We start from the raw sequence: 22,420 nt of genomic DNA, 5'->3' as shown, positions 1-22,420 counted from the left end.
GCGCGTTTAGCGAGTCCAGGCACTCCCTAAACGCGCACGGGGGCGTCAGCCCCTCCGAGCCGCAACGGCCTGCGCCAGACGGTCCAACTGCGCTGCGGTGGTGGACCAGTCGATGCACGCGTCGGTGATCGACTGACCGTAGGTGAGCTCGTCCGCCTTACCCAAGGTCAGGTCCTGACGGCCGGCCTCGATGAAACTCTCCAACATGATGCCGGCGATTCCCTGCTCACCCTCGGTCAGACGTCGGGCAATGTCGTCCAGCACGATGACCTGACGCTCGTGGTCCTTGCTGCTGTTACCGTGACTCGCGTCGATGACCACGCGCTCGGGCAGGTTCGACTTACGCAGGCGAGCAAGGGTATCCGCGACGGTCTCGGCATCGTAGTTCGGTCCGTCGCTGCCGCCACGAAGAATGACATGGCAGTCCGGGTTGCCCGCGGTCCGAATCAAGGCAGCCTGGCCGTCGAGATCCGTTCCGGGGAACACATGGCTCGCCGCCGCGGCGCGGGTACCGTCGACGGCTACCTGCACATCACCTTCGGTGGAATTCTTGATGCCGACGGGCATGGACAGCGCGCTGCACAGCTGACGGTGAACCTGACTGGCGGCGGTCCGGGCGCCGATCGCACCGTAGCTGACCAGGTCGGCGATGTACTGCGGCATGATCGGATCAAGGAACTCGCAGCCGACAGGCAGGCCCAGACTCGACACGTCGAGAAGCAACTTGCGGCCGATACCGAGCCCGGTGTTGATGTCGAACGTGCCGTCGAGGTGGGGGTCGTTGAGCAGGCCCTTCCACCCGAGAGTGGTGCGCGGCTTTTCGAAGTAGACGCGCATGACGATGTGCAGATCGTCCCGCAGTTCTTCGGCCTTGGCGGCCAACCGGCGGGCGTAGTCCATCGCCGCTTCCGGATCGTGCACGGAGCACGGACCGACAACGACGATCAAACGATCGTCGTCACCGTTGAGGATGTTGATCGTGTCGGCCCGACCGGTGCGCACGGTTGCGGCCGCGACCTCGTCCGGAGCGTGCTGAGCACGAACAGTCGCCGGTGACACGAGCGGACTGATACTCACAGTGCGCTGATCGTCGAGGCTGTCCGAAGCTGCGGTGGTGTCGATGGTGACAGTCATGGGGTTTTCGGTTTCCTGTTCTCAGGCCGACCCCAGAGATGAAGAGAAACTCCAGCGAGCCGGTCTGTAGTCCGGCTCTTGGGTGGAGGTTGTCAGCGCGTGGTTACGCCGGCAGGCCCACCCGGGGCCGGCCTGCTAAACCAGAAATAGACGCGCTGCATGACGGCCACGATACCTCGAGTTCGGATCAGATGGGCGCGCCCGTCCACAACAAGCCGAATCCGAGGGGCGAGTCCCGTGGCACGAGTCCGTGAAGAATGGCCAAATCCGCTGAGCGGTTGGCGCTTTCGAGTAAGGCTCCGGCTGCGAAGTTCGAATACGTTGGTTAGGCACCTGCCAATGCCCGGAACATCAGATGGAGCTGCGCCTTCTCATGCCTGTGATCGAATCGACCAAAACCTTCCACCCGACGGTGTCCCCTTCTGCGACCGAAACCCCCTTGCAGTCGACAAAAGATGTGGACGACGAATTCACCCGTCTGATCGATTCCTTGACACGACGCGGGTTCCTGACCAGTGCGGCGGCGCTCGGTGCACTGGGCGCGCTGTCTGCATGTTCGAGCGAATCCAGCGGCACCGAAGCCTCGGACGAGTGGGTCGAAATCGTCGTCGCAGACCAGACCTACCGCCTCCCGCGGGACCCCAAGCGTGTCGTGGTGCTCGAAGCCCGAGGCGCCCTCGATTTTGCACTACTGGCCGAGTACCCGATCGTCGCGACCAATTGGGATCCGAAGTCTCAACTCATGCAGAAGGTACCCGCCGGCGCAGCTCGCCTCGGTGGGACGAACAACGAACCGAACGCCGAATCGATCCTGAGCTACGACCCCGATCTGTTGGTTGTCGGGAAAGGCTGGTGGGATTACTACCAGGACAGGGGCCTGCTCGGCACTGACATCGCCCCGGTGCTCGTCGTTGACGAGGGCACGACGGGCTCGTCCTGGAAACAGGCCATGACCGCGCAGCTCACGGCGCTCGATCGCCGCGAAGTCGCCGAACGCGTCATCGCCCGATACAACGCCGAACTTGCTCAAGCGCGGGCCAAGATCGGTGGTCTCCTCGAAGGCAAGTCGATTGCGATCGCCGGTGCAGACAGCGGTCAGATCTGGCTGCAGAACAACACGTTCGCCGTGTCGGTTGCACAGGACCTCGGCCTGAACGTCTTGACTGACGCCGCCCATGCCGCACCCGATCGGAAGGATTCGACTTTCTACAGCCTCGAGGAGCTCGCGATCTTCGACCAGGCCGACTTCGTACTGCTACAGAACCCCGACGCCGTCGAAGCCGAGTCGCCGACGTGGAAACGAGTCCGCGCTGTCCAGGACGGCCATGTCGGGCATCTGCGATATGACCTCAACAACGGCCTCGCTCTGACTGCGATGGCCCTGGCCGCTGACATCGCCGAGCAGGTACAGGTCATGCGCTGACGTCTGTGCGGGCATTGGATCGGCGCGTGAGTGACCGGTGGGGTCACTCACGCGTCCAAACGGAATACACCTCGCACCTGGCGTACACCGTTGATCTGCACCTCGACGGCATGTTCGCCGGCGTAGTACTTCCGGGTACTGATCGGTTTGAAGGAATGCCTCTTCGCGATGCGGGCCGGCACCCCAGGCTCGAGCGTTCGTGTTGTCAGTTTGAAGACCTTCGGCGTCGTCGTCCCGTTGGCCTTCACGTGGTGGACGATGTAATCGATCACGACGGTGACGGACTCGCTGCCGTTGTTCGTGACGGCGAAGTCGAAGGTGAGTTCTCCACCCGCATCGACTATTTCACGGTCGATGACGAACCCTTCGACCACGACGTCGGTGGGCGGCGAGAACCCCAGAAGAGACAGAGCATCTGGGTCGCCGGCCTTGATCAACGTCCGCAATGCATGTTTGACGATTTTCAGTGTGTTGGAATCCGGTGTCTGTAACCAACGCTTCGCAGTCGACACGGCGAGCGCTGCGTCAGCACGACTGAGATCGTTGAGATGGTTTGCGACCGAACGTCGTACATATTCCGAATCATCCCGATACAGCTCGTCGAGAATGGCGATTGTCGACTCGGGACACGCCGTCAATTCTTTCACTCGTCTTCCCCAGGGCAAACGAGTACGAGTGCCTTCGGTCGCCAAGCGCCGGACGTGTTCGTCTTCATGGCCGGTCCAGGTGAGTGCGATCGCCAGCGAACGGTCAAGGTTCGTTTCGAGAAATGTGCGAATTGCGAATTCGGCCGTCAGACGCGACGTCAGCTCGGCAAGGAGAGCCATTCCCTCGTCGAAGTCCGACTCGGAGCCACTTCGTGTCGCCGTGACGGCGACAGCTTCGGTCACCGGCCAGATCATCCAACCAGTGAAGGTCTCCTCTGAAAGCGCACGGCGGATGATCTCGGCGAAGGCCGGAAGATCCTGAGGCAGTTCGGCAGTCATCGCGTCCCGCACAACGCGGGTACGTTCGCCGAGACTCATACCGTCGAATTCGGATGTACTACCCCGAACGAGGGCGAGGCGTGTGTGACCGGAGGCTCGCTCGAGACAGCCTGCCAGATCGGCGACGACGGATTTCCCGAGCAGTTCGTCAGCGGTGGGCATCAGGGGCACACCGTGAGAGCGGAAATCCGATCACCGTCGAGAGTGAAATGGTGATGTAACTGGACGGGGCTTCCGGGAAAATCACCCTCGACCTTCACCGACACGACAACGGCCGAGCCTGGGGTGTTGACCGACTCGATCTTCTGGGTGAAGGTGAACGCCGTCGACACGGCGGACTTCCATGCCACGATTTCTTCGATCCCGACATACGTCCGGCCGTCGTCACGCACCACGGCGTCTTCGGTGAACACGTCACGGACGTCTCCGCCGTCGAAATACGCGCGCGCTGCGCCTGGCACCTTCGCTGAGTCGATCATTCGCGAAGAGTACTGCTGGGGTCCGACAGGTTCGGCGAACTCACTGCGCGAGCGGACGCCTCCAACTGAATCTCCATCAACAGCCTCGTCGAGGGCTCGGACAGGTCGGTATCTGTTATCTCCTCGACCCTTTTGATCCGATACCTGAGTGTGTTCGGGTGAATGCGAAGCTGCTCGGACGCGCGTCGGACATCGCCCGAATGCGCGAGGTAAACGGAGACGCTTTCACGCATGTTCGACCCGTTACGCCTGTCGTAGACGTCGAGCGCGTCGATTCTCGGATCGTGCAGTTGCTCGTCGGCCGCAATCGCGTCCATGATTTCGCCCAGCAGCACCGGAGTGCGCGAGTCCGCGAGGGTGGTCACACGAACATCCCCCGACGTTCCGTCCAAGACCCGATCCACTTCGGCGCGAGCCCTAGCCACCTCCGCAAGCGTCGAAACCGGCGACGAGACTGCGGCCCGTAAACCCGAGGGCGACACCTTGTCCAAACGCGCGACAACTTCACGGGTCCACGAGACTGTGGATTTCACGGATTGGGTTCGCGGAAACAGCACATAGATCCGGGCGCCGAATGCACTCACCAGCGATTCACGGTGAAAGGCACTGGCGTGCAGGCGCAACGACGACACGAGCTCACCCGAAGCCGACAACACTCTGCCCCCGACACTCGCCACGCCGATCACCATCGCGGGTCCGGACATCGGGATGGACAACGAGGCCGCCAGAGAAGGAACATCGACGCCGCCGCCGCGAACCCCGAGCAAGCGCTGAACCTGTATCGCCTCGTTACTCGGCGCGTCTCGGATGCGCGAAATCAGCCGAGCTGCAATGGCCGCTGCACCGCGGAGCACTCTGTCGGCATCGCCGGCGATGGGAAGCGGGCCTTCCTGCACCCAGATCGTGCCGAGCAGATCAGAACTGAAACCGCTCTCCCCCTTGACGTTCTCGGAAATTCTGCGAATGGGAACCACCAACCGTCGCCTGATCGCGAGGTCTTCGTGCGCAGGCACCTCCACCACGTCGTCACTTCGCCGCAAGCTTTCGAAGACGCCCCACTCCTGTAGCTTCCGGAGGTATTCCCGAGGTCCTTCACGGCCGAGGATCGATTGCCGGCGGAGCTCGTCCGCAGCATCCCCTGATGCCGAATAAGCCATCACGTGGGAACGCTCGTCCTCGATGCTGACCATCCCCCGGGTGAGTGACGCGACGTTCTGCGCCAGCTCGAACAAGTCTGTGTCACTGCCGAATACAACGTCCTCAGAATCCTGACGGGATACCGAATGATCGAGCACGCCCCGGATCGTGGTGAACAATCGATCCCAACGAGCGTCCGGATGGACTGCTATCAAGGCGATCCCGGCGCGCTGTGCCGCCGCGCGCACCGACGTGTCCGAGGCCTCCTTCGACATGACGGCCCGAGGCGCTGATCCCTTCTGATCGACGCGGTTCAGCCAGGCTGCCAATTCGGCTGCGCCGATACCGACAGCGAGCCAGAGCTCAGAGGATTCGACGTCCGCGGTTCCGGGGCGTGTGAGGTCCCCGACCTCCGCGAACACCACGGAGTCGACGAAGACGTCATCACCTGACGGCGCGAAGACGAGCTCGACAAAGGCTCCGCCCAGCGCCCGAAGGACCGCGTCGAGCCTGACCTCACGGATAGCCACGTACCACCCACTTTCCGGACCGTTCCAACGCCTCAATTTCGAGAATAGTTCATTTTCCTGCGGAGATGGTTCAGCCGATCGAACAAACAGCGTCCGAGAAGTTTGGCCGATCAGCGGATTACTCGCCGACTCCTTTCGGCTTGACTGATGACGACACGACAACTGCCCCACCCATCAGTCTGCCGAAGGATCGTCATGGACGCCGTCACCAATGTCCCCCACCCCTCCAACGAGCCGGTCAACAATTACGGGCCGGGAAGCCCGGAACGATCACGCCTACGCACCAAACTGACCGAACTGGCCGAGGCACCCACCGACATCCGACAGGTCATCGGGGGCGTCCACCGAACTGCGGAGGGCAAGCGGGAGAACGTAGTTCAACCACACCGTCACAGCTCGGTCATCGGATCGTTTGCGGGCGCAACGCACTCGGATGTTCGTGATGCCATCGACGCCGCTACACTCGCCGCCCCGGCCTGGCGCGACCTCTCGTTCGACGACCGAGCTGCGGTCTTCCTCCGCGCCGCCGATCTACTCTCCGGCCCGTGGCGCGAAACCATCGCCGCCGCAACAATGCTCGGTCAGTCGAAGACCGCATATCAGGCCGAGATCGATGCCCCGTGCGAACTGATCGATTTCTGGCGTTTCAACGTCGCGTTCGCTCGTCAGATACTCGCCGACCAACCCGTTTCCGCTCCGGGAGTGTGGAATCGCGTCGAATATCGACCACTCGAAGGTTTTGTCTATGCGATCACCCCCTTCAATTTCACCGCCATCGCCGGAAATCTCCCCACCGCACCGGCCCTGATGGGCAACACCGTGATCTGGAAGCCGTCACCGACGCAGGCCGTCGCGGCGTACCTGACGATGCAACTACTCGAAGCCGCCGGCCTCCCACCCGGGGTGATCAATCTTGTTCTCGGCGACGGGCCCACGGTGTCGGAGGTCGCGCTGACCGACCCGCGCTTGGCAGGCATCCACTTCACCGGATCGACCGCAACGTTCCAGCGTTTGTGGCGTGAGGTCGGAGCCAACATCTCGAACTACCGGACGTATCCGCGTCTCGTCGGCGAAACCGGCGGCAAAGATTTTGTACTCGCACACAGTTCAGCAGACCCCGACGTACTCACGACGGCATTGATCCGCGGGGCCTTCGACTATCAGGGACAGAAATGCTCGGCCGCGTCACGGGCATTCGTCCCGAAATCGGTGTGGGCCAAGATGGGCGACACGTTCATCGACACAGTGTCGTCACTGAAGTACGGCGACGTCACGGACCTGACGAACTTCGGCGGCGCCGTCATCGACCAGCGTTCCTTCGACCGCAACGCCGCCGCGATCGTCCGAGCCAAGTCGACCGGCAGCCTCACCATCGCAGCAGGCGGCGACTACGACGACCGCGAAGGATTCTTCATCTCGCCGACGGTCCTGCTCGGTGACGACCCCAGTGACGAAGCCTTCAGCACCGAGTACTTCGGCCCCATACTCTCCCTGCACGTCTACGACGACTCCGCACCGAATGCCTACGCCGACATCCTCGCTCGTATCGACAGCGGATCCGCGTACGCCCTGACCGGTGCCGTGATCGCCACCGACCGTGCGGCCGTCGATCAAGCTCACCACGGTCTGCGGTTCGCCGCCGGAAACTTCTACGTCAACGACAAGCCGACGGGCGCGGTAGTCGGACAACAGCCCTTCGGCGGCGCTCGAGCTTCCGGTACCAACGACAAGGCCGGTTCACCGCAGAACCTGCTCCGTTGGGCGTCGACACGCACCGTCAAGGAAACCTTCGTTCCTCCCACCGATCATCGCTACCCCCACCAGGACGTCGATCCAGCCGAGAGCGAGAACCGTTGATGAGTGCCGTCTCGCTGAGCAACCCGCTGCGCCCGGTACTCCTCGCTGCGGCACGCTCGTCGCGGCTGGAGAAGACAGTCTCCGGGATGACCGTGACTCGCAAGCTGGTAGACAGGTTTGTCGCCGGGGACGCGGAACCCGCAGCGGTCTCTGCCGTACGCGACATCCTCACCAGTGGCCGGTTCGTGACGGTCGACTACCTCGGCGAGGACACTACCGATCCAGCTCAGGCAACAGCTACCGTCGACGCCTATCTCTCCCTTCTCCGCTCGTACGCAACGCTTTCCGAAGCGGCTGGGACGCAACACACCCTCGAGGTTTCGCTCAAGCTCTCCGCGTTAGGGCAGTCACTTCCCGGTGACGGCGAGAAGATCGCCCTGGCGAACGCTCACCGAATCGTCACAGCGGCAGACGAAGTGGGCGCGTGGGTCACCGTCGACGCGGAGGATCACACCACCACCGACTCGACACTGTCCATCGTCGAAGAGTTGCGCCGCGACTTCCCGACGCTCGGCACGGTCCTGCAGGCGTATCTGCACCGCACCGAGGCCGACTGCCAGCACTTCTCCGGATCAGGTTCACGAATTCGACTGTGCAAGGGTGCATACAAGGAACCGGCCGACGTTGCGTTCCAAAAGCCCGGCGAAGTCGACGCGTCGTACCTGCGTTGCCTGAAGGTCTTGATGGAAGGTGACGGGTACCCGATGGTCGCCTCCCACGATCCCACCATGATCGACGCCGCCCTCGAACTCGCCACATTGACCGAACGGACAGCCGAGGATTTCGAGTTTCAGATGCTCTACGGCATCCGCGACGGCGAACAACGCAGATTGGTAGCCGAAGGCAATCACCTGCGGGTCTACGTTCCCTACGGCAGCCAGTGGTACGGCTACTTCATGCGTCGCCTGGCGGAACGGCCGGCCAACCTCATGTTCTTCATGCGCTCACTCGCCTCCAACAACTAGGTGCTGGAAACCGGTGGCAGCGGTGGCAACTCGAGGTTCTCACGGAAGGTACCCCCGACGTAATCTGTTCCCACGATTCTGCGCTTGCGTAGTTCCGGCAGCAGTCCGTTCGTGACGAAATCGCGTGTACGCGGATCGGCAAGGTCACCGAGCGTGATGACGTCGAGTACGCCCGCGTCGTATCGTTCCTCGATCGCGTCCGCGAGCTGTTCCGGGGTGCCCGCCGCTGCCCAGTGGCCGGTGTCCTTGGACGCGATGATCAACTCACGCAGAGTCTTTCCTTGTGATGCGAGCTTGCCGAAGATCTCGACCCGGCCCCGTCGTCGATTCACCGACGACGGGTCCGGCAACAACGACTCCGGGATCGGCCGATCCAGCGGCAATTCCGAGAAATCCACGTCACCGCCGAACATGTCGGCAAGCCTCGTGCGACCGGCGTCGAAGTCCATCGATTCCTCGGCTTCTCTGACCAATCGTTCGACTTCGGTTTCGGTAGCGCCGTACGTTGCGTGGAACGAGCTGAAAATCAGTGGCAGTTCGTCCCCACGCCCCAACTCTGCCGCCCGGGCGCGGATCGTCTTCGTGTAGGTGACCGCGTCCTCGAAGGTTGCGAGAGAAGTGAATACGACCTCCGCGAAGCGAGCACCCAGTTCGATACCTCCGGCAGATTGGCCGGCCTGGAATTGGACCGGACGACGCTGCGGCAGGGAGGGGATGTTCAGCGGCCCCTGCACCGTGAAGTACTTGCCTCGATGCTCGATGGGGACCACCCTCGACGGATCGAGCACCGCTGAGCCCTCTCCCCGGGTCAGGGCGCCGGGCTTCCAACTGTCGAAGAGCGCGTTGACCACCTCGAGCGATTCAGCCGCTCGGGCGTACCGCTCCTCCGGACTCGGCAGGTCCAGGTCGCTGTAGTTCTCTTCTCCGAGTGAGGAAGTGACGGCATTCCATGCGGCTCGACCATTGCTGACGTGGTCCAGGGTGCCGAACAACCGCGCCAGGTTGAAAGGGTGATGAAATGTGGTCGTGACGGTGGCGATCAGCCCCACATGGGTGGTGACCGCACTCAGCGCGGCAAGGAAGATCAACGGCTCCTGCGCACCGATCGCGCCCTGCGCGCCGAAACTCAGCAGGTCGGCGGCAAACAGTCCGTCGATCTTGTTCGCCTCGGCCGTCTTTGCGACGTCGATCGCGGACGCGACCGTCGACGTCGTCGGATCGATCGCGGCGTCGTAGATACTCACCGCCCCGCTGACACCGGTCACCGTCTTGAGTGGACGCCTACGATCGGCCACCGACCATCCTCCTGGCTTCGCGAAATCTGTTCCGAATTCACAACGCTAGACCGATCCTGGCTCCCGACAAGGTATTCACTCAGCCTGGTTCTATCCCTCCGAACGCCGCTTGGTCACGCCCCGGATTTACGGGCACGATAGGCGGCGACGTGCGCCCTGTTCCCACAGTTTCCGGTGTCGCAGTATCGCTTCGAACGATTGCGCGACAAATCCACGAAGACCGCCTCGCAGTCCGGGGCCTCGCACCATCGCAACCGCGAGAATTCGTCGGTTCGGATCAGATCGAGCACACCCATCGCCGCTTCTGCGGCCATCCGGTCCACCAGTGGCGAATCGTCAGCGGTGACGTGCAGATGCCAGCCGAGGTCGTCGTGCCTGGTGAGCCGCGGCCTCGCGCCCGATTCGAGTAGCAGTGTGTTCACCACCTCGACGGCGTCGTCCACTCCCGCGGCTTCCCAGAACTTTCGCAGTCGTGGACGCAGCGCACGAACCGCCGTCAATTCCTCCCGCGTGCCGTCCCGCCTGCCGGTCCAATGATCCGCGTCGAGAAACCGTGTCAGCTCCTCTTGATCCGGAAGCAGTTCAGCCCCGCCGCGGGCCGTGTTGACCAACGACGCGGCGAAGACGAGCGCCGATTCCGTGTCACCAGCAAAATGCACTTTGACTCCTGAGCTCTATCAACCTAATGTCAGCATCGTAATCGCTTTTACTCCTGACGGGTGACGACGTGAACTCTCGCAACGGCCTGATCTTCGCTCTGCTGTCCGCGGCAACGTTCGGCGTCTCGGGCCCGTTCGCGAAGTCTCTCATCGAATCGGGGTGGTCCCCCGGCGGCGCAGTGTTCGCGCGCGTTGCCGGCGGCGCACTGGTGATGATGGTGATCGCCGTAGCCACCCAATGGCCTCGCCTACGACAGGTGAGCGCCCACACGCGAACGGTACTGCTGTATGGGGTGTTCGCGATCTCGGGCGTTCAACTGTGCTTCTTCAATGCCGTGCAACATCTTTCGGTCGGCGTCGCATTGCTTCTCGAGTACCTTGCACCGATCATCGTCATCGGATGGGTGTGGATAACCAAGGGCGCGCGTCCGAGCGTGCAGACGCTTCTCGGTGCGGCGGTTGCCATGATCGGCGCCGCCGTGGTGATCGACGTCTTCGGATCGGCAGAGATCAGTGCCGTCGGAGTCGCCTGGGGACTGGCCGCCGCGGCATGCCTTGCAGTCTATTTCGTCATTTCCGAACGTGCGGACGGTGATCTCCATCCTGTTGTGCTCGCGGCATCGGGGCTCACGGTCAGTGCAGTGGTCATCGGCGCGCTCGGACTCGTCGGCGTCCTCCCCCTCCAGTTCTCGGCCTCGAACGCCGTCGTGGCAGACCATTCGGTGAACGTATGGCTGCCGGTGGTGGTCCTGGTCCTGGTCAGCACTGTCATTGCCTATCTCACCGGCATCGCCGCAATCACGCTGCTGGGGCCGACAATCGGATCTCTCGTAGCGCTGACCGAAGTGCTGTGCGCGGTCCTCGCCGCGTGGATCCTGGTCGGGGAATCCGTCACTGCACTCCAAGCTGTGGGTGGCGCAGCAATCATCGCGGGGTTGGTCCTCGCGCGCCTCGGCCAGGTTGCACCGAATCAGATACCGGCCGACCCGATGACAAATGTCATGGCAGAAGAATGACGGACGGACGAGGGATCACGACCTCGAAGCGAGCAGATTCTATGTATGACCTCAGCACAGGCACTGCACACACTCAGTGAAGGATCGGCACACGACGCCGTCCGGTTGACCGGACTTCGCAAGAGTTTCGGAACCGTCGACGCCGTCAAGGGTATCGACCTGAGCATCCGCCCCGGCGAGATCGTCGCGTTCCTCGGCCCGAACGGCGCAGGCAAGACGACAACCATCGACATGATCCTCGGCCTGTCCCGGCCGACGTCGGGCGACGTGAGCGTCTTCGGAATGTCACCGCGATCGGCGATCGCCCGCGGACTCGTCTCCGCAGTCATGCAGACCGGCGGACTACTGAAAGAGCTGACGGTTGCCGAGACGGTGCAGCTGACCGCCAGCCTGTACGCCCAATCCCGTCCGGTCGACGAAGTGCTGGGGAGAGCCGGAATCCTCGACATCTCCGATCGCCTGGTCAGCAAATGCTCAGGCGGACAACAACAGCGGTTGCGATTTGCGATGGCGTTGCTGTCGAACCCCCAATTGCTCATTCTCGACGAGCCCACCACCGGCATGGACGTCGAAGGGCGTCGGGACTTTTGGTCCGCCATCCGCGCCGACGCAGATCACGGTCGCACTGTGCTTTTTGCGACGCACTACCTCGAAGAGGCCGATGTCTACGCCGACCGCATCATCCTCGTCAGGCAAGGCACCGTGGTCGCAGACGGGACCACCGCCGAGGTCAAGGCGATGGCGTCCGGACGCACCCTGCGCGCGACTGTTCCAGGCATCACCGACGAACTCCTGCGAGCCATACCGAACTCCGACGCCGTCGAGGTGCGCGGTGAGTCACTGCTCGTGCACTCGGGTGACACCGATGCCGTTGCACGGTTCCTGTTGACCAATACCCAGGCTCGCGATCTCGAAATCGTCTCGCGTGGCCTCGAAGACGCATTCATCGCACTCACGTCGAACAACTCCGAAGGACAGAAGTGATGACCACTGCAACCGAAGCGAACACCTACGGAGCCGAGCGAACCGTCGTACCTCTCGGCGGATTCAACACGACGCTACTGCGATTGGAATTTCGTCGCCTGACTCGCAATCGGCGCACGATGATCTTCACGCTCGTCATGCCGGTTGTCTTCTTCCTCGTCTTCGGGCTCGGTCAAGGCGACGACGACCACGGGATCGGGCACGGCAATGTCGCCGCGTACATCATGATCAGCATGGCTCTCTACGGCGCGATGCTGGCCACCACCAGCGGCGGAGCGATGGTCTCGATCGAACGAGCGTCCGGATGGAGCCGACAACTTCGGCTGACTCCCCTGACCCCGGTCGCCTACATCGCCGTCAAACTGATCATGGCGATGCTGCTCGGTCTCGTCTCGATCCTTGTCGTCTACGTCGTCGGAGCGTTCACCTCGGCGCAGATGGACGGATCACTCTGGTTCACAACGGCATTGATCGCCTGGTTGGGATCGTCGATCTTCGCGGCCTTCGGCCTGTTCATGGGGTATCTACTCCCCAGTGAGAACGTCATGCAGCTGCTCGGACCGGGACTGGCTCTGCTCGCCTTCGGCGGCGGACTCTTCGTACCGCTCACCGACGGTTCCGTTTGGGCGACCATCGCACAGTTCACCCCGATGTTCGGCATCAACGCCCTCGCCCACGCACCGTTGACGGGCAATAGCATTCACTGGACCTGGATCGTCAATATCCTGGTGTGGTTCGCCATCTTCGCCGGCGGAGCGATCTGGCGGTTCCAACGAGATACGGAGCGTGTGTAGTTGTCGCAAACGACTGACCGAGAAGATTCCGTCGCGCTCCCGCGGCGGAATCGTTTCGGCGTTCTCTTCGCGGCGGTCTGGATGGTATTTCTCGGCGGGCCGCTGATCGAGGGATGGAATCTGCGCGACGAACTGCGCGGCTGGACAGGGATTCTCGCGACGGTCGCCTTCGGTGCGCTCTATCTCTACACGTTCGCCACAACGCAGCAGCGGCGTCGAATGACAATGACTCGGCCGACGATTCGCGAAGCTGCACTGGCTTTGGCCGCCTTGACCGCGTTGGCCGCCGTGATGATCGTCAGCGTCGGGCCGACTGGTTTGGCAGCCGCACCGTATCTCGCGGTGACAGCGGTGACGCTGCTGCCGACCGTCGCGGGCGGCATTCTCGCCTTGGTGTTCGCGGCCTCCGTGGAGATAGTCAGCCTCTCGTCCGGGTGGGGGAACTACTCCGGACTCTCGCTCGGAGTCTGCGCGGCCGCATTCGCGACCTGGGGCATCATGTCCCTGATCAGCCGCAACTTCGCCATGCTCCATGAACGCGAAGAGCAGGAGCAGCGGGCAATCATGGAGGAGCGAACGAGGATGGCGCGCGATCTGCACGACATCCTCGGGCACTCGCTGACCGTCATCACGATCAAAGCCGAACTGGCCAATCGCCTACTCGATGTCGATATCGAACGTGCGCGCAACGAACTCGACGACCTCGAAAGACTTTCGCGTGACGCGTTGGCAGACGTGCGTTCAGCCGTCGAAGGATTTCGTGGGATTTCTCTTCCCGTCGAGATAGCCCGAGCACGAGAGGCATTGCGTGCGGCTGGTATCGAGGACGAGGTGCCGAGCAGTACCGACATGGTTCCCACGCGTCTTCGCGAACTCTTTGCATGGACGATCCGTGAGGGCGTCACCAACGTCGTTCGACACAGCGGTGCGACCCACTGCCGGATCACGGTCGACGAAAATAGTGCGTCGGTCGTCGACGACGGGCAAGGGGCCGGGTCGACGTCTTCCGGCAACGGTCTGATCGGATTACGCGAGCGCGCCGGAGCGTCGGGCGCACGAGTGATCATCACTCATCCCCAGCCGCAGGGGTTTGCACTTCAGGTAGTCGAACAGGAGACAGAGTGAACAGCCAGGGCGATCGAGCAACCATACGGCTGCTCTTGGCGGACGACCAGGCGCTCGTGCGAGGAGCGTTGGCCGCACTACTCGATCTGGAATCCGACCTCTCCGTGGTGGCCGAGGTCGGTCGCGGCGACGAGGTTGTGGCCGCTGTTCTCGAACACCGCCCAGATGTCGCGCTTCTGGACGTCGAGATGCCCGGCATGGACGGAATCGCCGCGACGGCGGCCCTTCGCGAGGCAGCACCCGACACCCGAGTCCTGATCGTCACCACGTTCGGACGTCCCGGATTTCTTCGCAAAGCCCTGCACGCCGGGGCCGGCGGGTTCGTCGTCAAGGACACACCCGCCAGGCAGTTGGCCGACGCAGTCAGGCGTGTCCACGCCGGACTGCGCGTCGTCGATCCCACCCTTGCGGCCGACAGCCTCGTCAGCGGCGAGTCGCCCCTGACGGAGCGTGAGACCCAAGTACTGCGCGCCGCTCACGACGGCGCACCCGTGGCAGCCATCGCAGGGGCGCTCTTCTTGTCCGCAGGGACAGTTCGAAATCATCTGTCATCCGCGATGGGCAAGACAGGTGCGTCGACGCGCGCGGAAGCCGTCAGAATCGCCGAGTCGAACGGCTGGCTCTGATCCGCGTGGCCGGAATCCGCTTCCCCGGCAAATAGTTCGCCGTTCGATTCTTGACGGCGATTTGTCCAGATCACTCAAAGTAGGGACCTTCTACCCTAGGGATTTTCCCTGCAAACAACCCCCTCCGCGAGAATCCAAAACAGCTAATCGTTCGATAACTGGCTATGATGCAGTTAATTGAATCGACGGAGCCTGTGCGTAACGGGGGAAGGGACGTCTCATGTCGAACCAGTTCAACGATCGCTTGAACTCGCTGTTCGAGACTGCCGACTTTCACGTCACCAACGCGATGGTCGTTCGCGGCATGACCGAGTTCGGCTGCCGCATCTCGACGCCGTACCTGTCCCAACTGCGCACCGGCGTCCGAACCAACCCGTCACCCGAAGTGGTTGCCGCCCTCGCCCACTTCTTCAACGTCCATCCGGACTACTTCTACGCCCCGTCCGATCAAACTCCGCCCGCGATCTCGGGCGGCGAGGCGGACCTCTCTCTCCTCGAACAGCTGCACAACGTGCGCCTGCGAAACCTCACCTCTCGCGTCGTCGATCTATCGCCGTCTTCGCAGGATCTGCTTGTCGAAATGGCGGAGAATCTACGTTCCTCCGAGAATCTTCCGCGCGTACCACCGGACTCGAATTCCTACATGTCACGCGCGTAGCGCCCTTCGCCGACTCTCCTTGACTGCTCAGGGAGGGTTGGCCTTATGCTGGTCGATGCAGCTGGTTCGCCCGGCGCGGTCATGAGGAGCCCCGAAGACCGTTCCCGGCGTCGAAGCCCCGTCAGCGCAAGCTGTCGGAGTGAGAGGGAACCCGGTGAAAATCCGGGACTGTCCCGCAGCGGTAAGCAGGAACGACCGCCGTTTATGTGCACTGGGCATCCGCCTGGGAAGCGACGGCCAGTAGGTTCGATCCAACTCGATCGAGTGCCCGCGAGTCCGAAGACCTGCCGACTGTGTCGGGCACGCCGTGCCCGACGGTCCACCGCCTCGTGGAATGGGCGTGTAGATCTCCATCGGACCTCGTGTGCGGTGCGGGCAGTACTGTCCGCCGAAACTCGAGGTCTCGTGAGGTGTACCCGTCTGCCGGCAGTGGCCATCAATGCATTGGCAATCTGGAGAAACTCCGTGACAACAACATTCACTTCGACCGTGCTGGGCTCACCGCGCATCGGTCCTCATCGAGAACTCAAGCGGGCAACCGAAAGCTACTGGGCAGGGCGCATCGACGCCGACGCCCTGCAGGCTGTCGCCCGTGACCTCCGTCGGCAGGGCTTGGCCGACCTCCGTGACCTGGGCCTCGACTCCATCCCGGTCAATACCTTCTCCTTCTACGACCAGATGCTCGACACCGCAGTTCTTCTCGGCGCGCTGCCCGACCGCGTCGCGTCGGTCGCCGATCCGTTGGACCGCTACTTTGCCGCTGCCCGTGGGACGGACACCATCGCGCCACTCGAAATGACGAAGTGGTTCGACACCAACTACCACTACCTGGTGCCGGAGATTTCACCGTCCACCACGTTCGCACTCGACCCGTCCAAGGTCTTGTCCGAACTGGCAGAAGCACTTTCCGACGGCATTGCAGCCCGCCCGGTCGTCATCGGACCGGTCACCTTCCTGCTGCTCTCGAAGGCTGTCGGCACCGACGAGCCGCTGCTCTCGCGGCTCGACGAACTACTCCCCCTCTACGCGGATCTACTCGGTCGGCTCGCGAAGGCCGGTGCGAGCTGGGTTCAGCTCGACGAACCCGCCCTCGTGGGCGATCGCACCGATGAGGAAATCGAAGCGGCACGCGCTGCGTACGAACAGCTTTCAGCGCTGTCCGAGCGGCCGTCGATCCTGTTGGCGTCGTACTTCGGTTCGCTGCGTGACGCGTTGCCCGCGCTTGCGTCCACCGGCGTCGAAGGATTTGCCGTCGACCTGGTGGCCGGTCAGGATTCGATCGGCTCCGTACCTGAACTCGCCCGCAAACTAATCGTCGCCGGAGTGGTCGACGGACGAAACATCTGGCGGTCCGATCTGGACTCGGCACTGAGCACTTTGGGTGCCTTGCTCGGCAGCGTGGACACGCTTGCCGTCTCCACGTCGTGCTCCCTGCTGCACGTTCCGTACACACTCGACGCTGAGTCCGATGTCGACAAGGCCCTGCGCTCGTGGCTCGCGTTCGGCACCGAGAAGGTCAAGGAAGTAGTAACTCTCGCAACCGCTCTCACACAGGGCCGAGAGTCGGTGGAGGACGAGTTCGCTCTGGCACGAGCGGCCGCGTCGACCCGCAAGGACGATCGCAGACTTAATGATGCGAGTGTTCGAGGCCGTCTGGACGCGGTGCTGAACTCGGCGACCGGTCGCGCGCCCGCCGCCGAACGTCGCGCTGCCCAGGACGAGCTGCTTTCTCTGCCGCCGCTGCCCACGACGACCATCGGTTCATACCCGCAAACCTCGAAGATCCGCATCGCTCGCGCAGCACTGCGCAAAGGTGAGATCGACGAAGCCGAGTACGTCAACCGTATGCGCGCCGAGATCGCCGAAGTTGTTGCGCTCCAGGAAAAGCTGGACCTGGACGTGCTTGTTCACGGTGAGCCGGAACGCAACGACATGGTCCAGTACTTCGCGGAGCAGTTGGACGGATTCTTCGCCACCGCCAACGGTTGGGTCCAGTCGTACGGCACCCGCTGCGTGCGTCCGCCGATTCTGTACGGCGACGTCTCGCGCCCGAAGCAGATGACCGTCGACTGGATCACGTACGCACAGTCCCTGACCGACAAGCCGGTCAAGGGCATGCTCACCGGACCAGTCACCATTCTGGCCTGGTCGTTCGTCCGCGACGACCAACCCCTCGCCGACTCGGCAAATCAAGTCGCACTGGCCATTCGAGACGAGACCGTCGACCTGCAGGCCGCCGGAATCGGAATCATCCAGGTCGACGAACCGGCTCTGCGAGAACTACTCCCACTGCGTGCCGAGGATCAGCGCGCCTACCTGGACTGGTCGGTCGGCGCCTTCCGGTTGGCCACCTCGGGCGTCGCGGATTCCACCGCGATCCACACGCACCTGTGCTACTCCGAGTTCGGAGCGGTGATCGGCGCCATCGCCGGCCTCGACGCGGACGTCACGTCCATCGAGGCAGCACGCTCACACATGGAGGTCCTCGACGATCTCAGTTCGGTCGGGTTCGACCTCGGCGTCGGCCCCGGTGTCTACGACATCCACTCGCCGCGGGTGCCGAGCGTCGACGAGATCGCGGAGTCGCTACGCGAAGCACTCAAAGCTGTTCCGGTCGAACGATTGTGGGTCAACCCCGACTGCGGATTGAAGACTCGCGGTTCCGTCGAGGTCGAAGCGTCACTGCGTAACCTCGTCGAAGCCGCGAAGGTGGTACGAGCGGAGCTTTAGGGGCAAAGCCCCGGTGCGCCTTTTTGGTAGTGGGCACTACCCAAAAGGCGCACGGGGTGTCGTGCCCTGTGACCGATCCTTCTCGAAGAATCGGATGTTCGCTTCCGGATCTCTCGCTTTCCTGTTACCTTGCCTTACTAGACAGTGACCTAAGGAGAGGCCTTACAACCGCGAAAGCGACGACCCAGGCCCGGGTTCACGTCGAAGGAGTTCACCCACGTGGACACGGTTTCGACCGATGTCCGCCATTCCACCGTCGAGTACGCCCCTGGCTTACATCTCGACATAGTCCGACCGAAGGACCCACCGCAGCCATTGCCTGCAATCGTGTGGATCCACGGCGGCGGATGGCGGCTACAAGACCGCACGGCCAGCCCAGACCTCGCGAAGCATTTCGCTTCAGCGGGATACGTGATGGTCAGCATCGACTACCGGTTGGCGCCGGACACAATTCACCCCGGCCAATTGCTCGACGTTCGGCGCGCAGTGCGCTGGCTGCGCAGCAACGCCGCCGAACATTGTGTGGATCCTGATCGAATTGGACTCTGGGGATCGTCGGCAGGAGGGCACCTCGCAGCGCTTGCCGGCATCCATTCCTCGACGCTGTGCCTCGAACACGAAGAGGCCTCGTCCGTCAGCTCCGCTGTCCACGCCGTCGTCGACGGTTACGGTCCATCGGATCTACCTGCACTGGTAGATCTTTCGTCTCCGAGTTCCGAATCCGAAAAACGATCGCCCGAGGCATCACTGTTGGGTGGACCGATTCGAGACAACCTTGCCGCCGCATACGATGCGAGCCCGGCCCGCGTAGCCAAGGGCAGCACACCCTCGTTCCTCGTCATGCACGGGAGCGAGGACACGATGGTTCCCTTCCACCAGAGCGTCACTCTGTACGAGTCGCTCGCCTCCTACGGAAACGACGTGATCCTGTATCTCGTCGACGGTTTCGGCCACGGATTCTTCAATCCGGGCCATGTGTTGGAGTTGGGACCCGGCCTCAGTCTCGATCAGGGGCACCTCGAGCGCGATCCGTCGGCGCCCGCAACCATCCGAGCCTCCACCAATCGTTGGAAGCAGTTCGTCGAACTTCACCCGTGCGCGTCGTTCGCGGCAATCGAAGCCTTTTTCTCTCGAACGCTGAAAGCAGGTGCACCCGTCACATGACCACATTCGACATTCCGAGCCTCGACGACGTCCAGTCCACAGTTCCCGAATCGGATTCTCTGCCAGGGCGTTGCGTGCCCTATCACCTTTCTGCCGGCGAAGGTGAGCGATACCAACTGGGCGGCCAACTCCTCACAGTCATCGCCCGCCCGCAGGATACGGGTGGACAGTTCGGTGCCGCCTACGTCTACGGCGGTGCCGGCGTAGAGACACCGTTCGTCCAGCACTCTGACGAATTCCGCTTCCTGTACGTCACCGATGGTCGACTCCAAGTCTGGCTTCCGGGCGAAACCAACGTCCTCGTAGCGGGAGACGCAGTGTCGATCCCACCCGGCACGCCGTACGCGTACCGCATGCTCGCGCATCGCACGCGATTCCTGAGTTGGCTCACCGTCGGTGACGGACACAGTTGGGGCGCAGCATCGGGCACCGCCACTCCGTCGCACGTCTTCGACATCAGCGCTGACCAGAAGGTTTCGGATGCGCGTCAATCCGAACTCGCAGCACAGTACGGAGTTCGGGTACTGGACCTGGAGAAGAAGGATCTTCCGTCCTCGCCGGGATCGATTTTGCCCCAGTCCAATTCGGCCTACGTCCTGCACGCTGGAGAAGGTGACCGATGGGCGAGCATGGACCAACTCAACACCTATCTCGCACGCTCCCGAAACACGGATTCAACGTACTTCGCGATGCACACCAGCGGCGGCAAGAGTCCATACATTCCGTTGCACTTCCACCGTCAGCACACTGAGAACTTCTTCTGCCTCGAGGGCCGACTTCTGTTGCACGCGAACGGTAAGGAAATCCTTCTGACCAAGGGTGACTTCCTTCACGCACCTGCCGGTACCGTGCACAGCTTCTCGTTCGCCAGCCACAGCACGCAGATGCTCGGACTCCTGACCACCGGTGTGTTCGAGAAGTTCTTCGAATACATGAACCGTCCGACCGAGGCTCACATCCACGTCGAAGGAGGCGACATGACCTTCCCGGGTGAAGGATTCGGGCGCGCTCGTGCCGAACTGGACCTGGAGGTCGTCGGGCCGCCCCCAACCACCGGTCAGTGACAGCGACGAGCGCCTCGAGGGGCACGGGCCCCTATGCGGGGATCAACTCAACCACGTGTTGCCGAAGAGCAGAATCCCGTCCGCACTCGGCATCACTCCGTGCACGTTCTCGCGCCACGGGATGAAAACCTTGCCGGAGTTGACCACGGCCATCGGCGCCGTCTCGTTGACCACGGTTTGAATATCGTCGATGACGGCTCGCCGCTCATCCTCGCCCGACGCTGTTTGCAGCTTGCCGAGCAACTCGTCCATCCGAGCGTTCTTGTAGCCGAGAATGTTCGACGGCGATTCGCTGAACAGGTTGCCGTACATACGCACGAACGGTGACTCTTCCAGCACGTTGAACGCGAAGTAGGACACGTCGTAGTCATGCTTCGCGTACAGCATGGAAATCAGATCGTTGATGCTGGTTGCGTAGGTGATGTCGACCGTGAAACCCACTGCCTGCAAGAGCGACTGAAACGTCAGCGCGCTGCGCTGCGTCGCCGGATCGTTCATACCGACGTACGTCAGTTTTCCGTCGTAACCGTCGGCCTTCGCCTCGGCGAGATACTTCTTCGCCGCCTCGGGGTCGAAGCCGTTCCCGGCCACCGATCCGTGCCACTGCGACCACGACGCGAACATGTCGGTGCCGGGTTCGCCGAAGCCGCCCTGAACTCGCTCGTTGAACGTAGTCGGGTCCACCGCAGCGACAATCGCCTTACGCACGCGCTCGTCCTTCGCTGCCCGATCGTCGCGCTGATTGATTGCCAGAACGCCGGCCATGCTGGCCGAGTACACAAATCCTGGATCACCGGCTTCGAAAGCCTCGTGTATGAAATCGGGAGACTTCAGATAGGCGACCTGAATTCCGTCGGTGTGCAATCCCTCGAGTTTGCTCTTCTCGTTGACGATTGCCGGAAAGCGCAACTTCTCGAGGTACGGTGCCCCGTCCCAGTACGTCGGACGGGCAGCGAGCACCAATTCGTCCTGGGAGGCGAACTTCTCGACGGTGAACGGACCTGCCCCGATCGGGGTGAACGTGCCGGTAGCCATCGCCGAGGGCGCGACGATCATGCCGGGACCGGTGGTGAACATGATCGGGAACTCGTCCCACGGCTGCGCCAATGTGAAGACGACCGTACTCGGATCCGGTGAATTCGTCTCGCGCACAGTGGTCTTCCACACCAGCGCGTGAGTTCCCTTCTTCTGCAGATAGTGATCGATACTCCACAGGACTGCCGCACTGTCCATCGGAGTGCCGTCGCTGAAGGTGACGCCGTCGCGCAATTTCAGTGTCCACACCGTGTTGTCGCCGTTGGCCGACAAAGACTGCGCCAAGTGGGGAACGTATTCGCCCGCCGCCGTATCGAAGCGCATCAGAAGGTCGTAGATGGCCGCCATTTCGCTACCACCGGTAGCGCCGCCGTCCTGACGGTCAGCCGGATCGAGACTGCTGATCCCGTTGTAGGTGGCAAACGACACGGTGCCACCCGAGCGCGGCTCTCCCCCGTTGTTCTGGTCACCGACAACTCCGACCGTCACGTCCGATGCATCCGTGGTCGTACCTTGGCTGCTACCGGCGCACCCCGTCACCACCAGTGTCGCCGACGCCAGGACAACCATCCAGATTCGAGAGCGAGCTCGGTACGAGCGCTTCATTGCGACTCACTTTCACAGGTCACGGATACGTCGATCCTTGGATCGGACACCCCGGCAGTTTTGTAAGTGAATTCTAGGTAAGGACGCTTCCTGCGTCTTCGTTTTCACGAAGCTGAAGCGATGATTCGCATTCACAGCGACTGAAACAAGAAC

19 protein-coding genes and 1 riboswitch are annotated in these 22,420 nt (G+C 62.5%); of the genes, 12 read left to right on the top strand and 7 right to left on the bottom strand.

Annotated features, from left to right (window positions below; translation table 11 throughout):
• Positions 1–45 precede the first annotated feature (45 nt).
• The gene (locus CPI83_RS06775) at positions 46–1,134 is read right to left on the bottom strand and encodes a 3-deoxy-7-phosphoheptulonate synthase (protein WP_097386991.1); all 1,089 of its coding nucleotides are present in this window, start codon (positions 1,132–1,134) and stop codon (positions 46–48) included.
• 373 nt (positions 1,135–1,507) lie between these two features.
• Between CPI83_RS06775 and CPI83_RS06770 the strand changes: the two genes are divergently transcribed.
• Entirely contained in the window at positions 1,508–2,557 is a 1,050-nt protein-coding gene (locus tag CPI83_RS06770; RefSeq protein WP_232816876.1) for an ABC transporter substrate-binding protein, read from the top strand.
• A 47-nt stretch (positions 2,558–2,604) separates the two neighbouring features.
• On the opposite strand, the gene CPI83_RS06765 is transcribed toward CPI83_RS06770, so the two are convergent.
• Genes CPI83_RS06765 through CPI83_RS06755 form a run of 3 tightly spaced genes read right to left on the bottom strand, consistent with a single transcriptional unit; the run spans position 2,605 to position 5,689 of the window.
• Positions 2,605–3,705: a DNA alkylation repair protein gene (locus CPI83_RS06765; protein WP_070795803.1), complete on the bottom strand. Its 1,101-nt coding sequence runs from the start codon at positions 3,703–3,705 to the stop codon at positions 2,605–2,607.
• Positions 3,705–4,022 (bottom strand): nuclear transport factor 2 family protein, encoded by a 318-nt coding sequence (locus CPI83_RS06760; protein ID WP_019744997.1) that lies wholly within the window; start codon positions 4,020–4,022, stop codon positions 3,705–3,707. The genes CPI83_RS06765 and CPI83_RS06760 overlap by 1 nt, the downstream gene beginning before the upstream one ends.
• Positions 4,019–5,689 carry a PucR family transcriptional regulator gene (locus CPI83_RS06755; protein ID WP_070795802.1) on the bottom strand — a complete coding sequence of 557 codons (1,671 nt, stop codon included), beginning with the start codon at positions 5,687–5,689 and terminating at the stop codon, positions 4,019–4,021. The genes CPI83_RS06760 and CPI83_RS06755 overlap by 4 nt, the downstream gene beginning before the upstream one ends.
• Positions 5,690–5,884: 195 nt before the next feature.
• Here CPI83_RS06755 and pruA point away from each other — a divergent pair, with 195 nt between their 5' ends.
• Together pruA and CPI83_RS06745 are read left to right on the top strand one after the other, a co-directional pair.
• Positions 5,885–7,546 (top strand): L-glutamate gamma-semialdehyde dehydrogenase, encoded by a 1,662-nt coding sequence (gene pruA / locus CPI83_RS06750; RefSeq protein ID WP_097386989.1) that lies wholly within the window; start codon positions 5,885–5,887, stop codon positions 7,544–7,546.
• Entirely contained in the window at positions 7,546–8,511 is a 966-nt protein-coding gene (locus tag CPI83_RS06745; RefSeq protein WP_097386988.1) for a proline dehydrogenase family protein, read from the top strand. Before pruA ends, CPI83_RS06745 begins: the two co-directional genes overlap by 1 nt.
• Here CPI83_RS06745 and CPI83_RS06740 read toward each other — a convergent pair.
• Positions 8,508–9,806 carry an NtaA/DmoA family FMN-dependent monooxygenase gene (locus CPI83_RS06740; protein ID WP_097386987.1) on the bottom strand — a complete coding sequence of 433 codons (1,299 nt, stop codon included), beginning with the start codon at positions 9,804–9,806 and terminating at the stop codon, positions 8,508–8,510. The genes CPI83_RS06745 and CPI83_RS06740 overlap by 4 nt on opposite strands.
• A gap of 113 nt (positions 9,807–9,919) precedes the next feature.
• The gene (locus tag CPI83_RS06735) at positions 9,920–10,465 is read right to left on the bottom strand and encodes a CGNR zinc finger domain-containing protein (protein WP_020908856.1); all 546 of its coding nucleotides are present in this window, start codon (positions 10,463–10,465) and stop codon (positions 9,920–9,922) included.
• A gap of 68 nt (positions 10,466–10,533) precedes the next feature.
• On the opposite strand from CPI83_RS06735, the gene CPI83_RS06730 reads away from it, so the two are divergent.
• The 9 genes from CPI83_RS06730 to CPI83_RS06690 all read left to right on the top strand — a co-directional run bounded on the left by CPI83_RS06730 (position 10,534) and on the right by CPI83_RS06690 (position 20,626).
• On the top strand, positions 10,534–11,481 hold the full coding sequence (locus CPI83_RS06730) for a DMT family transporter (protein ID WP_097386986.1): 948 nt from the start codon (positions 10,534–10,536) through the stop codon (positions 11,479–11,481).
• A gap of 45 nt (positions 11,482–11,526) precedes the next feature.
• The gene (locus CPI83_RS06725) at positions 11,527–12,465 is read left to right on the top strand and encodes an ABC transporter ATP-binding protein (RefSeq protein ID WP_070385601.1); all 939 of its coding nucleotides are present in this window, start codon (positions 11,527–11,529) and stop codon (positions 12,463–12,465) included.
• On the top strand, positions 12,465–13,259 hold the full coding sequence (locus CPI83_RS06720; RefSeq protein ID WP_019745005.1) for an ABC transporter permease: 795 nt from the start codon (positions 12,465–12,467) through the stop codon (positions 13,257–13,259). Before CPI83_RS06725 ends, CPI83_RS06720 begins: the two co-directional genes overlap by 1 nt.
• Entirely contained in the window at positions 13,260–14,384 is a 1,125-nt protein-coding gene (locus tag CPI83_RS06715; protein ID WP_021332163.1) for a histidine kinase, read from the top strand.
• Positions 14,381–15,010 (top strand): response regulator transcription factor, encoded by a 630-nt coding sequence (locus CPI83_RS06710; RefSeq protein ID WP_019745007.1) that lies wholly within the window; start codon positions 14,381–14,383, stop codon positions 15,008–15,010. The genes CPI83_RS06715 and CPI83_RS06710 overlap by 4 nt, the downstream gene beginning before the upstream one ends.
• Before the next feature lie 220 nt (positions 15,011–15,230).
• On the top strand, positions 15,231–15,668 hold the full coding sequence (locus CPI83_RS06705; protein WP_019745008.1) for a helix-turn-helix transcriptional regulator: 438 nt from the start codon (positions 15,231–15,233) through the stop codon (positions 15,666–15,668).
• A 105-nt stretch (positions 15,669–15,773) separates the two neighbouring features.
• A riboswitch (cobalamin riboswitch) is annotated at positions 15,774–15,975 on the top strand.
• Between the two features lie 158 nt (positions 15,976–16,133).
• Positions 16,134–18,398: a 5-methyltetrahydropteroyltriglutamate--homocysteine S-methyltransferase gene (metE, locus tag CPI83_RS06700; protein WP_080909248.1), complete on the top strand. Its 2,265-nt coding sequence runs from the start codon at positions 16,134–16,136 to the stop codon at positions 18,396–18,398.
• A 219-nt stretch (positions 18,399–18,617) separates the two neighbouring features.
• A complete protein-coding gene (locus CPI83_RS06695) occupies positions 18,618–19,562 on the top strand; it encodes an alpha/beta hydrolase (protein ID WP_097386985.1) in 945 nt (314 codons plus the stop codon).
• Positions 19,559–20,626 carry a quercetin 2,3-dioxygenase gene (locus CPI83_RS06690; RefSeq protein ID WP_080909071.1) on the top strand — a complete coding sequence of 356 codons (1,068 nt, stop codon included), beginning with the start codon at positions 19,559–19,561 and terminating at the stop codon, positions 20,624–20,626. Before CPI83_RS06695 ends, CPI83_RS06690 begins: the two co-directional genes overlap by 4 nt.
• A gap of 42 nt (positions 20,627–20,668) precedes the next feature.
• Here the strand turns inward: CPI83_RS06690 and CPI83_RS06685 are convergent, their stop codons facing one another.
• Positions 20,669–22,267, bottom strand: coding sequence for an ABC transporter substrate-binding protein (locus tag CPI83_RS06685; RefSeq protein WP_097386984.1), 1,599 nt, complete (start codon positions 22,265–22,267; stop codon positions 20,669–20,671).
• Between the last annotated feature and the right edge of the window lie 153 nt (positions 22,268–22,420).

The sequence above is a fragment of the Rhodococcus sp. H-CA8f genome (assembly GCF_002501585.1).
Taxonomy (GTDB): domain Bacteria; phylum Actinomycetota; class Actinomycetes; order Mycobacteriales; family Mycobacteriaceae; genus Rhodococcus_F; species Rhodococcus_F erythropolis.
This window is presented reverse-complemented; position numbering and strand designations above follow the sequence as displayed.

Excerpts from the sequence above, each read along its gene's own strand:
- CPI83_RS06775 (WP_097386991.1), bottom strand. The coding sequence starts at position 1,134 with ATGACTGTCACCATCGACACCACCGCAGCTTCGGACAGCCTCGACGAT.
- CPI83_RS06770 (WP_232816876.1), top strand. The coding sequence starts at position 1,508 with ATGCCTGTGATCGAATCGACCAAAACCTTCCACCCGACGGTGTCCCCT.
- CPI83_RS06765 (WP_070795803.1), bottom strand. The coding sequence starts at position 3,705 with ATGCCCACCGCTGACGAACTGCTCGGGAAATCCGTCGTCGCCGATCTG.
- CPI83_RS06760 (WP_019744997.1), bottom strand. The coding sequence starts at position 4,022 with ATGATCGACTCAGCGAAGGTGCCAGGCGCAGCGCGCGCGTATTTCGAC.
- pruA (WP_097386989.1), top strand. The coding sequence starts at position 5,885 with ATGGACGCCGTCACCAATGTCCCCCACCCCTCCAACGAGCCGGTCAAC.
- CPI83_RS06745 (WP_097386988.1), top strand. The coding sequence starts at position 7,546 with ATGAGTGCCGTCTCGCTGAGCAACCCGCTGCGCCCGGTACTCCTCGCT.
- CPI83_RS06725 (WP_070385601.1), top strand. The coding sequence starts at position 11,527 with ATGACCTCAGCACAGGCACTGCACACACTCAGTGAAGGATCGGCACAC.
- CPI83_RS06720 (WP_019745005.1), top strand. The coding sequence starts at position 12,465 with ATGACCACTGCAACCGAAGCGAACACCTACGGAGCCGAGCGAACCGTC.
- CPI83_RS06705 (WP_019745008.1), top strand. The coding sequence starts at position 15,231 with ATGTCGAACCAGTTCAACGATCGCTTGAACTCGCTGTTCGAGACTGCC.
- CPI83_RS06690 (WP_080909071.1), top strand. The coding sequence starts at position 19,559 with ATGACCACATTCGACATTCCGAGCCTCGACGACGTCCAGTCCACAGTT.
- CPI83_RS06685 (WP_097386984.1), bottom strand. The coding sequence starts at position 22,267 with ATGAAGCGCTCGTACCGAGCTCGCTCTCGAATCTGGATGGTTGTCCTG.